This is a genomic window from Pseudomonas sp. GD03903 (assembly GCF_029840045.1).
GTDB classification, from domain to species: Bacteria; Pseudomonadota; Gammaproteobacteria; order Pseudomonadales; family Pseudomonadaceae; genus Pseudomonas; species Pseudomonas pseudonitroreducens.
This window is the reverse complement of sequence record NZ_JAOCBT010000003.1, coordinates 124,861-139,306: the sequence shown is the minus strand read 5'-3', so window position 1 is coordinate 139,306 and position 14,446 is coordinate 124,861. Positions and strand designations below refer to the sequence as shown.

General features: G+C 65.2%; 9 protein-coding genes. 3 read left to right on the top strand and 6 right to left on the bottom strand.

What is annotated here, in order from left to right; translation table 11 throughout:
* Window position 1 precedes the first annotated feature (1 nt).
* A complete protein-coding gene (locus N5C91_RS05525) occupies window positions 2–1,018 on the bottom strand; it encodes an AraC family transcriptional regulator (protein WP_236172877.1) in 1,017 nt (338 codons plus the stop codon).
* A 121-nt stretch (window positions 1,019–1,139) separates the two neighbouring features.
* On the opposite strand from N5C91_RS05525, the gene N5C91_RS05520 reads away from it, so the two are divergent.
* On the top strand, window positions 1,140–1,979 hold the full coding sequence (locus tag N5C91_RS05520) for a metal-dependent hydrolase (RefSeq protein WP_236173004.1): 840 nt from the start codon (window positions 1,140–1,142) through the stop codon (window positions 1,977–1,979).
* A gap of 319 nt (window positions 1,980–2,298) precedes the next feature.
* Here N5C91_RS05520 and N5C91_RS05515 read toward each other — a convergent pair whose 3' ends face one another.
* A complete protein-coding gene (locus N5C91_RS05515; protein WP_279828355.1) occupies window positions 2,299–3,237 on the bottom strand; it encodes an alpha/beta hydrolase in 939 nt (312 codons plus the stop codon).
* 162 nt (window positions 3,238–3,399) lie between these two features.
* Between N5C91_RS05515 and N5C91_RS05510 the strand changes: the two genes are divergently transcribed.
* Window positions 3,400–4,272: a hypothetical protein gene (locus N5C91_RS05510; RefSeq protein WP_279828353.1), complete on the top strand. Its 873-nt coding sequence runs from the start codon at window positions 3,400–3,402 to the stop codon at window positions 4,270–4,272.
* A gap of 322 nt (window positions 4,273–4,594) precedes the next feature.
* Here the strand turns inward: N5C91_RS05510 and N5C91_RS05505 are convergent, their stop codons facing one another.
* The 4 genes from N5C91_RS05505 to N5C91_RS05490 form a co-directional block, all read right to left on the bottom strand.
* A complete protein-coding gene (locus tag N5C91_RS05505) occupies window positions 4,595–7,321 on the bottom strand; it encodes a LuxR C-terminal-related transcriptional regulator (RefSeq protein ID WP_279828352.1) in 2,727 nt (908 codons plus the stop codon).
* Between the two features lie 232 nt (window positions 7,322–7,553).
* The gene (locus N5C91_RS05500) at window positions 7,554–8,921 is read right to left on the bottom strand and encodes a DUF1329 domain-containing protein (protein ID WP_236172881.1); all 1,368 of its coding nucleotides are present in this window, start codon (window positions 8,919–8,921) and stop codon (window positions 7,554–7,556) included.
* 153 nt (window positions 8,922–9,074) lie between these two features.
* Window positions 9,075–10,997: a DUF1302 domain-containing protein gene (locus N5C91_RS05495; protein ID WP_279828349.1), complete on the bottom strand. Its 1,923-nt coding sequence runs from the start codon at window positions 10,995–10,997 to the stop codon at window positions 9,075–9,077.
* A gap of 208 nt (window positions 10,998–11,205) precedes the next feature.
* Window positions 11,206–12,888, bottom strand: a complete 1,683-nt coding sequence (locus N5C91_RS05490) for a fatty acid--CoA ligase (RefSeq protein WP_236199369.1) — start codon at window positions 12,886–12,888, stop codon at window positions 11,206–11,208.
* 336 nt (window positions 12,889–13,224) lie between these two features.
* Between N5C91_RS05490 and N5C91_RS05485 the strand changes: the two genes are divergently transcribed.
* Window positions 13,225–14,400 (top strand): acetyl-CoA C-acyltransferase, encoded by a 1,176-nt coding sequence (locus N5C91_RS05485; protein WP_236172884.1) that lies wholly within the window; start codon window positions 13,225–13,227, stop codon window positions 14,398–14,400.
* Window positions 14,401–14,446: the final 46 nt, after the last annotated feature.

Sequence of the window (14,446 nt, the reverse complement as noted above, 5' to 3'; positions counted from 1 at the left end):
CTCAGTCTTCGCGGTAGTCGGTGGGCAGCTTGCCGGTCCATTTGCGGAACGCCCGGCGGAAGTTCGACGGGTCGTTGAAGCCCAGCAGCAGGGCGATCTCGTAGAGCGGCAGGTGCGTGGTAGTGAGGTATTGCAGGGCCAGGCGCTTGCGTACGTCGTCGAGCACTTCCTGGTAGGTGGTGCCCAGGTTGGAAAGATGTCGACGCAGGCTGCGGCCGCTGGTGTGCAGGTCGGCGGCCACGGCCTCCAGGTCGGGAAACTCGCCGGGGCGCGCCAGCAGCAGGCGGCGGATGCGCGTCAGCAGGCCTTCCTGCACGTCCAGCGTGGCCAGCAGCGCCTCGCACTGCTGCTCGCACATCTGCACCGTGGCCGGGTTGGCCAGCGCCATGGGCCGCGCCAGGTACTCGCTGGGCAGGCCGATGAAGTGAAACGGCTGGTCGAACAGCACCTCGCCGCCGAATACCTCGGCGTAGCGCTCAGCGTAGTCCGGTTCGGCGTAGGCAAAGCCAACGCTGACGCCCTGCAGCGGCTCGCCGACCAGGAAGCGGGCGATGGTGTGCAGGCTGGTCATCAGGCCCTCGGCGGCGAAGCGGCTCGTCGGGCCGAGGGGGATCGACTCGCTGGCACGCAGGTAGGACACGCCGCCGTCTTCCACCATCTCCAGATCGTAGGCCAGGCCGAGAACGCGGTAGTACTTCAGGGCGAAGGCGATGGCGCGCTCGAGGTTGGCGCTGGACAGCACCGCGTAGCCGAGGATGCCGTGGGTGGAGACGTTCAGCCGCTGCCCCAGCAGCAGGCCGAAGGCGGGTTCGTTGCAGTGCGCCAGGGCGGCGCTGGACAGCTGGTGGAAATCGACGAAGGACAACCGACCGTTGGGGCTCTGGAGTACCTCGGGGCGCACACGGGCCAGCTCGAACAGGCGCGCACGCGGCACGCCAAGCTCTTCGGCGAGATCGAGAAGCGCCTGCGCATAGGCGACCGGCACCAGTTCGGCGGTGAAATTGAGCGGTTGTTTCATCGTTCTTCTTATGTTGACCGCTGGCCGGATATGACCGGAAAGTTGGCAGACAATAACCTTGTGACGCTTTCCCTACAAGCCCAGAGTAATGACCATGGACAACCACCACACTGGAGCCGCCATGGCCAGCACCACCCCCGCAGGACTGGAGATCAAGCCCCGGCACATGGACTTCGATCTGCCTGATCCGCTGCCGCGTCACTGGCACGGCGGAGACGCCTTCAAGTCCCACCTGTTCGACGCCATGTCGGTGCTGTTCCCCGACGGCGAACGCTTCTTCATCGACTCGGTGCGGCAGTTCCGTGACCAGATCACCGACCCGGTGCTGAAAGAGCAGATCCGCGGCTTTATCGGCCAGGAAGGCCATCACAGCCGCGAGCACCTGACCTACAGCCAGCGCCTGCGCGACCTGGGCTACGACGTCACCGCCATCGAGAAACGCGCCCAGGCACGTATCCGCTTCACCCAGAAGAAGTTCCCGGCACGCCGCCAACTGGCCGCGACCGCCGCGCTGGAGCACATCACCGCGATCATGGCCAACGGGCTGCTGACCGACCCGCGCACCATGGACGGCGCCGACCCGGTGATGCAGCGCCTGTGGCGCTGGCACGCCCTGGAGGAAACCGAGCACAAGGCGGTGGCCTTCGACGTCTACAACCAGGTCTGTGGCAGCCGCAAGCTGCTGCGCCGGGCGATGCGCATGGCAACCTTCTTCTTCGTGCTGGATACCTTCCGTGGCCTGGTGCACATGCTCAAGGTCGACGGCCTGCTGTGGAACTGGCGTGTCTGGCGCGACGGCATCAAGTGGACCTGGGGCAAGCACGGCGTGTTCCGCCCGCTGCTGCGCGAGTACCTGGACTTCTTCAAGTCGGACTTCCACCCCTGGCAGCACAACAACCTCGACGTGCTGTACGAGGTGCGCAAGGAATACGACCCGCAGCCGCTGGCACACGCCGGCTGATCCGCGCCGCGCTTCGAACACCGCCCCGCCCTGTCGGGGCGGTTTTGTTTCCAGTACTGACTGCGGACTTCCCCGTAGGATGGGTGGAGCGTAGCGATACCCATGCTGTCGGCGCGCAGGAACTGATGGGTATCGCTTCGCTCCACACCATCCTACGAAAAGCGCTTGGACAGGACCGTAGGGCGCATAACCTGGAACAGGTTATCCGCCGGCCGTTGCATGGCGGATAACGCTGACGCGTTATTCACCCTTCGAAAAGCAATTCGGCAGAACAAAAAGCCCGGCACTTGGCCGGGCTTTTTCTTGGGGCGATCAACAGTCAGGCATGCAGGAAGCGCAGCGCATCCGCTGCCGATTCCTCGGGGATTTCCTCCATCGGGATATGCCCCACGCCCGGATAGACCTTCACCTCGATGCCCGGCACGTCGCGCTGCCACATCGGTACATGGCGCGGCGAGATCCAGCGGTCGCGCTCGCCCCACATCAGCAGGGTCGGCACCTTCAGTGCAGCCACGCGATTGGGAGTGGTGGGCAGTTCCTCGCGGTTGGCCTTCACCAGCACGCGGAAGATGTCGATCATCGCGCGGCGGTTGCCCGGCCGGCGGCTGATGTCGTAATAGCGGTCGATCACCCCCGGCTTGATCTTGCGCGCATCGCCGTAGACTTCCTTGATGCCCTGGGCCACCAGGGCGCGCGGCATCCACATCGGCATCATGATGCCGGCGCCGGGCAACACCGCGCTGGCGATCATCAGCGGGACCTTCTGCATGTAGTAGCCGGCCGGGTCGATGAGGATCAGCCGCTCGACGCGGTGTGCATTGGCCAGCGCGTAGTTCCAGGCGATGTAGCCGCCCAGCGAGTTGCCGGCGATGGACACCTGCTTGAGGTCCAGGCGGTCGAGGAACAGGCCGAACACCTTGACCAGGCGCTCGCCGTCGTACTCGCGGTCCTGGCCGCCGCCGGTGAGGCCGAAGCCGGGAACGTCGAGGCGGATGATGCGAAAGTGCTCGGACAGCTCGGCTACCCAACCGTCCCAGGTGTGCAGCGAGGCCATCACCCCGTGGACCATCACCAGCACCGGCTTGTCCGGGTGGCCTTCGTCGCGGTAATGGATGTCGAAGCCGTCGACGTGGATGAACTTCGAACCGGATTCGGGCGAGGCGTAGCGTGCCTTCAGCGCAGCCAGCGGCAGCGGGCCGAAACCGTAGCGGGCCAGGCCCTCAGCCAGCGGCGGTTGCACAGACAATGTGGCGGTCATGGACGAGTGACTCCCGTGCTTGTTGTTCTAAAGCCCAATCACACCACAGCGCCCATGCCACCGCGCCCAACCTAGGTAGTGTCGAGGCACGCCACGGGATGACGCAGGCCTTGCACCCCGCTAACCTAGCCCGACCCGCCCTCGCGCAAGGAAAGCCCGTTCGTGCCGATCCTCACTCGCCGTTCGCTGTGGCCGCTGGCCGTCCTGTTGCTGCTCCTGTGCCGCCCTGCCCTGTCCGCCGACCTCTATTACCTGGGCCAGAAGATTCCCGACATCCAGCGCACCTGGACCAGCGCCGACTACCAGGCGCTGATCGACGCGCTGAAGAAGATCGACGAGACCCAGGTCAACGGCCTGCCCCGGCGCAGCGGCGAGTTCACCGGGCCGATCTACCAGCGCATGGTCAGCGAGGAGAACTTTCGCCCGCAGCTGAACATCTATGCCCCGCTGGAGCTGCGGCAGAACGAGGCGCGCGAGGTGCTGTTCAAGCTCAAGGAACTGATGCGCCTGTACTTCAACTTCCGCGCCGCCAAGCAGCCCTACGGCGCCGAGGCGCTGGGCCTGATGAGCTACTCGCTGCGCGAACAGGCGATCCTGTTCAACCTGACGGTGGAGTTCTGGATGACCCTGGCGCAGAGCGAGCAGCGCAATCCGGTGCGCCTGCAGGGCATGCAGGAAGCCAAGGCCGCCGCCTCGATGCTGACCAGCAGCGCGCTGGACTACCTCGGCCTGACCGCGCAGTTCGATCGCCAGGACCTGGTGCTCTACAGCGCCGAACTGGCCAAGCAACTGCCCGAGCTGTTCATCCACCTGCCGCCGGAAGTGCGCGTGCAACTGCTGATGCGCGTGGATGAACTGGCACAGAAACACGCCTACCCGGAAGTACGCGAGAACATGCGCGACCTGCTGCCGGTGCTGCAGGCGATCCAGGCGGATGTGCAAAAACAGTTGGCTGCGCCGGCCAAGGGGCAGGCAGTGCCCAAGGGGCTGGATCTGAGTGTGCCGGAAGAGGTGGAGAAGAAGAAGGGGATGTGAGCCTGGAGCCAGCAGATCGCTGTTTAGATAGCTGAAGATCAGCCCAGCATCGGAGCCCACGGCTCGGCACCCTCACCCCAGCCATCTCCCGGAGGGAGAGGGAGCCGTCCGTGCCGGCTGACACCTTGGTTTGATTCTGCGCCGAACGGTCCCCTCTCCCCCTGGGAGAGGGTTAGGGTGAGGGCCGCCCCGAGTGCAGATGTATCTCGCAGGAGCGGGCCATGCCCGCGATCGCTTCCCACCCGCTGTGGCGTCTCAGGCCAATCGCGGACAGAGTCCGCTCCTACACCAGCCGTTGACGTCGGAAGGTTTGGCCAGCGCCCTAGCGCAACAGCCCCATCTCCTTCGCCCGCGCCACCGCCTGGGTGCGGCGCTCAACGCCAAGCTTGTCGTTGATATGCCGGGCATGGCTCTTCACGGTGTGCAGGGAGATGAACAGGCGCTCGCTGATTTCCTGATTCGAACAACCCTGGGCGATCAGCTCCAGCACCGCCAGCTCGCGACCACTCAGGCAGTCGGTGAGCACCGCGCCACGCTCCGGCAGGGCCGGCAGGCGCTCGCGCAGCGCATCGATCGCCGGCGCGGAAGCCCTTACCGCCAGTTGTTCGCGCAACCATTCCGGGTGCTGCAGCAGTACTTCGTGCAAGGGGATCAACAAGCCGACCGCCAGGCCGCTCAGGCATTCGCCCAGTTCGAAGGAGGCCTCGCGCTCGCGGCCGTCCTGCAGCAGCAGGGCGACCAACTGGCCCTGGGCGAAGCGCGCCTGCAACTGCGCCCCGCCTTGCAGGGCGCCGCTGGCCACGGCGCGCAGTCGCGCTTGGGCATCGGCCATGCGGCCTTCGCGGCGCTCCAGTTGGGCCTGGAGCATCTCCACGTTGCGCGGCAGTTGCGGCGAGCATTCCGGCGGGGTGGCCGGTTCGTCACCGGTGTAGGTGTCGCGCAGGCGCTCCAGCCAGGCGCTGGCCAGCTCGATCTGGCCCTGGCCGAGCCAGAGCTCGCACTTGATCAGGGTGATGGCCGACAGGTAGTACACCGGCGGCACGTCCCACACATGCATCATCCGCTCGACCTCGGCGAGGTGGCCGAAGGCGCGGGTGTAATTGCCCAGCCGCCCTTCCAGGCTGGCCAGCACACAGAAACCGATCACCAGTCTGATATCGCGGCAGGCACGGGCCTCCTCGATACCGGCCTTGAGGTATTTGCGCGCCTCGTCCGGCTGCAGCGCAAGGCTGCTCAGGTACCCCTGGTACAGCATCAGCCGGCCACGCACCGCATAACGGCGCTGGGAGGACAGGCCGGATAGCCGCGCCAGGCCCTGACGCACCTCTTCCTCGGCCCGCAGCACCTCGCCGCGTGCCTGCAATACGCGGGCACGGTCGTAGTGCACCATGGCCTCGAACAGCGGGTTGCCGAAACGTTGCGCCAGCTCCAGGGCTTCCCGATTGAGCCCGCGGGCGCGCCACAGGTCGTCACGCACGATGGCCAGGTTGCTCAGGGTCGACAGGCACAGCAGGCGCGGGCCGAAGCGCTCCGGGCCGAGCCCGAGCATGGCCTCTTCGCAGTGCCGCTCGGCTGCTTCGATCTCGCCGCGGCCACGGGCAATCACGCCCGCCAGAGCCTGCCATTGCGCCAGCAGATCGCGCTGGGTGGCGTGATCGGCGGCCGGCAGGAAGCGCGCCAACTGCGCTGCCAGCTCCTCCGCCGCATCCAGCTGGCAGGCCAGCGCCAGGGCCCAGCTGTACAGCACGATGAGGCGCGGCGTGCTGGCCAGCAGGCTGTCGGGCAGGTCCATCTTCCAACGCAACAGCGTGGCGACGTTCTGCTCGGCCAGCAGTTGCTCCTCGGACAGACTCTGTACCAGGCTCGCCGCGACTTCCGGGTGGCCGGCGCGCAAGGCCTGCTCCACGGCATCGTCGAACAGCCCCAGGGCACTGAACCAGCGGCACGCGCGCAGGTGCAACGCGGCGGCCGAAGGCCCGGAGCCAGGCAGCGGACGCGCCAGCAGCAGGTCGGAGAACAGGTGGTGATAACGGAACCATTGCCCCTGCTCGTCCAACGGCACCAGGAACACCTGGTGCTGCTGCAGATGACGCAGGATGGCGGCGCTGTCGTGGGAATCACGCAGCGCATCGCAGAGCTCGGCAGAAAAGCGCTCGAAGCGCGCGGTCTGGGCCAGGAATACCTGGACCTCCGGCGACTGCTTGTCGATCACCTCTTCCAGCAGGTAGTCGCGAATCAGCTCCTCGGCGCCATGGACGGAGAGATCCGGCACGTTGGCCGCCAGTTCGTCGCCATGGGCCAGCAGCCACAGGCGCAGACCGGCGATCCAGCCCTCGCTGCGTTCGACCAGATTATCGAGGGCGTTGTCGTCGAGTTGCGCGCCGTTGGCGCTGACCAGCTGCGCGGTTTCCTCGACGGTCAGGCGCAGGTCCTGCTCGGTGAATTCCAGCAACTGCCGCGACAGACGCAGGCGTGCGAGGTGCCAGTCCGGCCGTTGGCGGCTGGTGACCAGCACGACCAGACCGGCGGGCTGGTGATTGAGGAGGAACTGCAGGCAGCGGTCGAGCACCGCGCCCTGGGCCAGGTGGTAGTCGTCCAGCACCAGCAGCAACGGGCGGTCGACCGACAGGCTGTCCACCAGCTCATCGAGCAGGTCGTCGAGCCAGGCCTCGAAGGCGAAGGGCTGGTGGCGCTGGCGCATCTTCAGCAGGGCCAGGGCTTCTTCGCCGAGCGTGGGGAAATGCAGGCGCAGGCCTTCGAGCAGGCGTTCGAGGAAACGCCCGGGGTCGCTGTCCCTTGCACTGAGCCCCAGCCACAGACTGCGCCATTGGCCTTCCAGCGTCTGGCAGAACTCGATGGCGAGGGAGCTCTTGCCGAACCCCGCCGGTGCAGACACCAGTATCAGCCGTCCCTCCAGGCCCGCGGCCATGCGCTCGCAGAGGCGCGAACGGGCAACGTGGCCATGCGGCAGCGGCGGCCGGAAGAAGCGGCTGCCAGCCGTACTGGGGGGAACATCGGTCAGTCTTGGCAGAGTCGAGAAGTCGGTCATTGGCCTGGCTCTTGCTCTAGCTCTTATAGCTATCGACGAAGGTCACACTGTGGACGGAGCCTAGCCCCTTGCGGGCGGGATTTGAAGTCGATTTTGTTACCTTTGCTCACAACGTGACTGGAAGGCACCCGACATTCCACCCTCCATTCAGCCGATGGATGATTTCCCATAAAAAAACCGGCCCGAAGGCCGGTCTTTTCTCACCGCGGAACCACCCGTGGGGATCGGGGGATCAGCGCACGCCTTCCTGGCGAAGCGCTGCCGGGGTGAAGTCGCTTTCCGAAGCGCTGTAGTTGAAGTCGTAGGCGGATTTCTCCTCGTTCTTCAGGCCCAGCACCAGGTAACGACCGGACAGCAGGTCATACAGGGTTTCCGCGGTGTACCACGGTACCTGGTAGTTGTAGTAGTACTGGTTGAACGCCTCGGCAACGCGCCACAGGGTGCCACGACCGTCGTAGTGGTCGATGGCCACGGCCTGCCAGGTGTCCTCGTCGATGTAGAAGTCACGCTTGGCGTAGATGTGGCGCTCGCCCGGCTTCAGGGTGGCGACTACGTGCCACACACGGTGCAGCTCGTAGCGGGACAGGTCCTGGTTGAGGTGGCCGGGCTTGATGATGTCCGAATACTTCAGCTTCGGATCGTCCATCTTGTAGTTGTTGTACGGGATGTACAGTTCCTGCTTGCCCACCAGTTTCCAGTCGTAGCGGTCCGGCGCACCGTTGTACATGTCCAGGTTGTCGGAAGTACGCAGGCCGTCGGCGGCGGTACCCGGGCCATCGTAGGAGACCTGCGGGGCACGGCGCACACGGCGCTGGCCGGCGTTGTAGAGCCAGGCCAGACGCGGTTCCTTGACTTGGTCGAGGGTCTCGTGCACCAGCAGCACGTTACCGGCCAGACGTGCCGGCGCGGTCACGCGTTGCTTGAAGTAGAACAGCACGTTGCTCGGCTTGCTGGCGTCGTAGTCCTTCAGGTCGGTGCGGAAGACGAATTCGTCCTGGAAGTACACCAGCGAGTAGGAGCCGTTGACCTGCGGCGTGGCCTGGGTCACCAGGCGACGCACATGGCCGCCGCGGTAGCGGGTGATGTGGTTCCAGATGACTTCCAGGCCGTCCTTCGGAATCGGGAAGGGGTTGGCCACCTGGAAGTTCTCCAGGCCATTGCCGCCCTGTAGCAGCTTGGTGCTGGTGGCGTTCTTCTTGGTCGCCTCGAGCACGTTGGCCGGCACGGTGGCGGTACGGTGCGACGGGTACACCGGCATCTTGTAGGTGTCGGGGTAGCGCTTGAACATGGCCTGCTGGCCAGGGGTCAGCTTGTCCTTGTACTGGTCCATGTTCTGCGCGGTGATGGTGAACAACGGCTTCTCGCTGGCGAACGGATCGCTGAGGAAGCCCTTGCTGTCGGCGGTGCCGGCGTTCTTCGGCAGGCCACCGGTCCAGGCCGGGATGCTGCCGTCGGCGTTGCCGGCCTTTTCCGCGCCCATCGGGGTCAGGGTGGTGCCGAGCTTGGCCGCTTCATCGGCAGAGACGGCCGCCATCACCTGGGAGGCGATGAGGCTGAGCGCCAGCGCGCCCGTGTGCAGCAGGATCTTTGTTGTTCTCATTCGTTTATCGTCCTCGTTGAGTCTTTGCCCACCGCGCTGGCCACCTTTGCAGGAGCGAATCGCGGGTCTTGTCTGCTGCCCCGTGCAGCCGGTCACCCGACTGCACGGATGGCCCGCCGCGAAGGCGGGCCGCTTGCCGGTTGAACAGCCGGCTTAGAAGGTCACACCGAAGCTCAGGCTGACGAAGTCACGGTCGTCGACGGTGGAGTATTTGCCGTCGAAGTAGTTGGTATAGGCCAGGCTGGCGGTGTAGGTGTTCAGGTAGTCGGCGTCGATACCCAGGCTGACCGCCTTGCGGCCTTCCTCGAAGTTGCCGCCGGGGCCGGGGGAGTAGCCGTCGACGTCGTGGGACCAGGCCACGTTGGGCTTGAGGTTCACGCCGGCGAAGACGTCGTTGTAGTCCCAGATCGCGCGAGCGCGGTAGCCCCAGGAGTCGGCCGTGGTGAAGCCATCGCTTTCACAGTTGCGGCTGACGTTGTTGGCGTTGGCGGTGCCCAGGGTGGAAGCGTTCAGCGCCTCGCAGGTAGCCAGGCCGTTGAGGGTGCCGTTCAGCGGGCCGGGGCCGAACACCGGGTCACGGCCATAGCGCGCCTTGTTCTGGCTTTCCAGGCCGCCGACGTGGGTCCAGCCGACCTCGCCCACCAGGGTCAGACGCTCGGCGCCCATGACCTGATCGAAGAAGTGGGTGAAGGTAGTCTGCAGCTGGGTGACTTCCTTGCGGGTGTAACCATGCAGGTCCTGGCCAGCGGTGCCGGTCAGCACGGAAGCGTTGTCGTAGACGTGGTTGCCACCAATGGACACCGGGTCGAGGCCGGAATACAGGATGTCGGCGGTGTTCAGCTGTACCGGAGCATTCGGGCGGTAGCTGATCTCGCCCTGCCAGGCGGTGCCGGTGGGCAGCGTGGTGGAGAAGCTCAGGCCGTACAGGCGGATGTCTTCGGGGTATTCGATGAAGTAGCTGGAGTTGCCCGCCATCGCCGCCGCGCCGGCCTGGGCCGCCAGGGACGGGCTGATCGCCGCGATGTTGGTGATCAACTGGTTGATCTGCGCGACCTTGGAGGCGTCCGCGCCACGGCCGCTGAAGATCGGCAGGCGGCTGTGGTAGTTCATGTAGTAGCCGCCGAATTCGGTGTTCAGGCTGTCGGCGAAGTACTTCATCGAGAAGCCGTACTGGCCGCTGTCACGGGCGTCGCGGTCCGGGCCGCGCTGCACTACCAGGCCTTCGTTCCACGGCGACGGGGTCACCGCCAGGTTCGGGCCGAGCAGGCCGTTCAGGGTGCGGATCGAAGCGGCGTTGTTGGTCAGCACCGCGAGGTTCTGGGTGCAGCCGTCAGCCACCACGTCCGGCTGGGAGAAGAAGGTGCCGCAGTTGTCGACCACCGTCTGGTCCCACTCCAGCTGGTAGAAGCCTTCGGCGGACAGGTTCTCGGTGAGGTTCTGCGACAGGTAGAACATGTTCACCGGCACCAGGGCTTCCTTGATCTCGGAACCCGGGCGGCGGAATGCAGTGACGTCGAACGGGTTGATCACGCTGATGCCGTTCTGGATGAAGGTGCTCTCGCCCCAGTTCACCACCTGCTTGCCCAGGCGCACGGTGCCCGGCAGGTCGGCGATGTTGTAGTTGTGGTAGATGAAGGCGTCGAGGATTTCAGCGCCGGAGGCCTGGGCGGCTTCCTTGCGGTTGTGGTCGGACAGGGGCTTGAACTCGGTGTTCTCGTCCTTCTGCTCGAAGTCGTACCAGTACTTGCCGCGCACGAAGACGCCGGTGTCGCCGTACTTGAGCTCGAGGTCGTGGATGCCCTTGAAGATCTTCGAGAAGGTCTTGCCGGCCTTGTAGTTCAGGTGGCCATCGTCGGAGGTCTGGGACAGGCCCTTGCCGCCGTTGTTGATGCCGATGAGGTTGTCGTTCGGATTCTGCGTCGACCAGCTGGCCCCCACGGACAGCGTCGAGTCGAACGAACCTTCGATTTCCCCAATATTGAAGCTGACGGCGGAAGCCGGAGCCGCCAGCGAGGAAGCCAGGCTGACTGCCAGCGGCAACCGCGCCAGGCGCCAGATATGTTGCATGGTTTTCATCGACGCTACTCCATGTGTTTTTTGTTATGAGTAGTGGCGACTATATCCACCGCCCCAGGGTGCTTGATCGCTCGAAAGTGTGATTTGTCTTAGAAAGGCCCTGACTAGACGCTTGCGCAGGTGCCGAGGTGCCGTGGTCACTGGGCTGCGCCGTGCCAAGCGCTTGCTTGGCACGACCGCCCGCCAACCGTGACTTGCCGGTCGTCGGTCACACCGTGGAGAGGAAGGCGCTGCCAGCCTCCTGCCATTGGGCGATGTCTACCCGGATACGCTTCTTGTCGAGCTTGCCGACGCTGGTCTTGGGAACTTCAGTAACAACGGCGATCTGCGAGGGAATTGCCCACTTGTTGATGTTGCCCTGCTCGACAAAAGGCTTGAGGTGCTCGCGCAGCGCCCTGGCATCCAGCGCCTGGCCATCGCGCAGCACCAGCAGGGCGAACGGGCGCTCGCCCCACTGCGGATCGGGCACGCCGACCACCGCCACCTCGCGCACCGCCGGGTGGCGGCTGATGAGGTCCTCCAGCTCCAGGGAAGACAGCCACTCGCCGCCGGTCTTGATGACATCCTTGATACGGTCGCGGATGTCGATGAAGCCCATGCCGTCCAGGGTCGCCACGTCGCCGGTATGCATCCAGCCGCCAGCCCAGAGGTCCTCGCCCTTTTCCGGCTCACGGAAGTAGCCCTGGGTCAGCCAGGGTGCGCGCAGCACCAGCTCGCCCTGGGACTCGCCGTCCGCCGGGAGGAACTCGCCGTGCTCATCCATGATCGCCGCCTCCACCAGTGGCACCGGCACGCCGGCCTTGATGCGGTAGGTGGTGCGCTCGTCCTCGCTGCCGGCGCACAGTTCCTGGTTGAGGTAGCCACAGGAAATCAGCGGGCAGGTCTCGGACATGCCGTACGCAGCGGTAAGCTGGATGCCGCGTGCCTTGGCGGCGTCGTACAGGGCATGGTTCAGGGCGCTGCCGCCAATGATGATCTTCAGCCCGCCGAAGTCGTGGTCCTTGGCGCCCGCGGCATTGAGCATCATCTGCAGGATGGTCGGCACGCAGTGGGAGAAGGTCACCTTCTCCTCACGGATCAGCTTGCACAGCAGCTCCGGCTCGTAACGGCCCGGGTACACCTGCTTCACCCCCAGCATGGTCGCCACGTAGGGCACGCCCCAGGCGTGAACGTGGAACATCGGGGTGATCGGCATGTACACATCGTCGGTGCCCATCAGGCGGATGCTGTCCAGGCTGCCGATGGTTGCGGCCATCGCCAGGGTGTGCAGCACCAGTTGCCGGTGGGTGAAGTACACACCCTTGGGGTTACCGGTGGTGCCGGTGGTGTAGAAGGTGGTCGCCACCGAGTTCTCGTCGAAATCGGGGAAGGCGTAACGCGGGCTGGCAGCCGCCAGCAGGGTCTCGTACTCGCCGACACAGTTGGGCAGCGTGCTGGTCTTGTCCGCGCCGTCGGTGATCAGCAGGGTCTTTTCCACCGTGGTCAATTGCCCGGCGATGCCCTGGTAGAGCGCGGCGAACTCGCTGTTGACCAGCACGAAGCGGTCATCGGCGTGGTTCATGGTGTAGAGGATCTGGTCCGGCGAAAGGCGGATGTTGATGGTGTGCAGCACCGCACCGATCATCGGGATGGCGAACATGCACTCGAGGTAACGGTGGCTGTCCCAGTCCATTACCGCCACGGTGTCACCGGCCTTCACGCCGGCCTCGGTGAGCACGTTGGCCAATCGCGCAACACGCTCGTTGAAGGTGGCATAGCTGTAACGCACGGTGTCGCGGTAGACGATTTCCCGGCCTTTCTCGTAACGGCTGCCCGACAGCAGCAGGCTCTTGATCAACAGCGGGTACTGGTAGGCGTTCTGTGCAGCGGGGATGACGCGGGTTTTCAGCATGGCGTGCGCACTCTCAAGGCTGGATCTCATCAGGATGAGACCGACTCTAGAGCGCTCGGGGTGTCCATTCATCAGTCAAAAGAGTGATTTGCCGATGACTCTATGGCCGCATCCGGTCACGCGGTAGAATCCTGACGCCCGGTCGTTCACGCCCGGTACCTTTACCCGGAGTCCGCGAAAGGCCCGCGAGTTGCAGCAGCGCCAGGTGGAAGCAGGCGAGGGAGCGGAGTTTACGCCTTGTAAATGAGCCTCCGACGCCAGCTTCCAACACGGTTCTGCCGACCCGCAGCCGGCCATGCGCGGACTCCTACAACAAGAGCGAAGAGGTTAAGAGTCATGTCCGAGATCGTCATCGTCAGCGGCGCCCGTACTCCCATGGGCGGCTTCCAGGGCAGCCTGTCCGGCGTTTCCGCCGTCGACCTGGGCGCCATCGCCATCCGCGAAGCCATTTCCCGTGCCGGCATCCAGCCCGCCGACGTGCAGGAAGTGATCATGGGCAACGTGCTGCCCGCCGGCCTGAAACAGGGCCCGGCCCGCCAGGCGTCGCTCAACGCCGGCCTGCCCGCCGCCACCGGCTGCACCACCATAAACAAGCTCTGCGGCTCGGGCATGAAGGCGGTGATGCTGGCCCACGACCTGCTCAAGGCCGGCAGCAACAGCGTGATGGTCGCCGGCGGCATGGAAAGCATGTCCAACGCCCCCTATGTCATCGAGAAGGCCCGCACCGGCCTGCGCATGGGCCACGGCGAGATCAAGGACCACATGTTCCTCGACGGCCTGGAAGATGCCCGCACCGGCCGCCTGATGGGCTCCTTTGCCCAGGAAACCGCCGACAAGTACAACGTCACCCGCGAGGAAATGGACGCCTACGCCATCGAATCGCTGAAGCGCGCCCAGGCTGCCATCAAGGACGGCTCGCTGGATTCGGAAATCGTCCCGGTCACCGTCACCACCCGCAAGGGCGAGACCGTGGTGAAGGACGACGAGCAGCCGCTGACCGCCAACCTGGAGAAGATTCCCGGCCTGCGCCCAGCCTTCCGCAAGGACGGCACCATCACCGCGGCCAACGCCAGCTCGATCTCCGACGGCGCCTCCGCGCTGGTCCTGATGACCGCCGAAGAAGCCGCGCGCCGTGGCCTGAAGCCACTGGCGAAGATCGTCGCCCACGCCACCCAGAGCCAGGACCCGGCCGAGTTCACCCTGGCCCCGATCGGCGCCATGACCAACCTGTTGAAGAAAGCCGGCTGGAGCAAGGATGACGTCGATCTGTTCGAGATCAACGAAGCCTTCGCCATGGTCACCATGCTTGCCATGCGCGAACACGGCCTGGACCACGCCAAGGTCAACGTCTACGGCGGTGCCTGCGCCCAGGGCCACCCGGTCGGCTCCACCGGCTCGCGGATCATCATCACCCTGATCAACGCCCTGCAGAAGAAGGGCGGCAAGCGCGGGGTAGCCTCGCTGTGCATCGGCGGCGGCGAAGCCACTGCGGTGGCGATCGAGCTGGTCTGATCTTCGCTGCGAAATGAAAAAGGGGCGCCAAGGCGCCCCTTTTTCA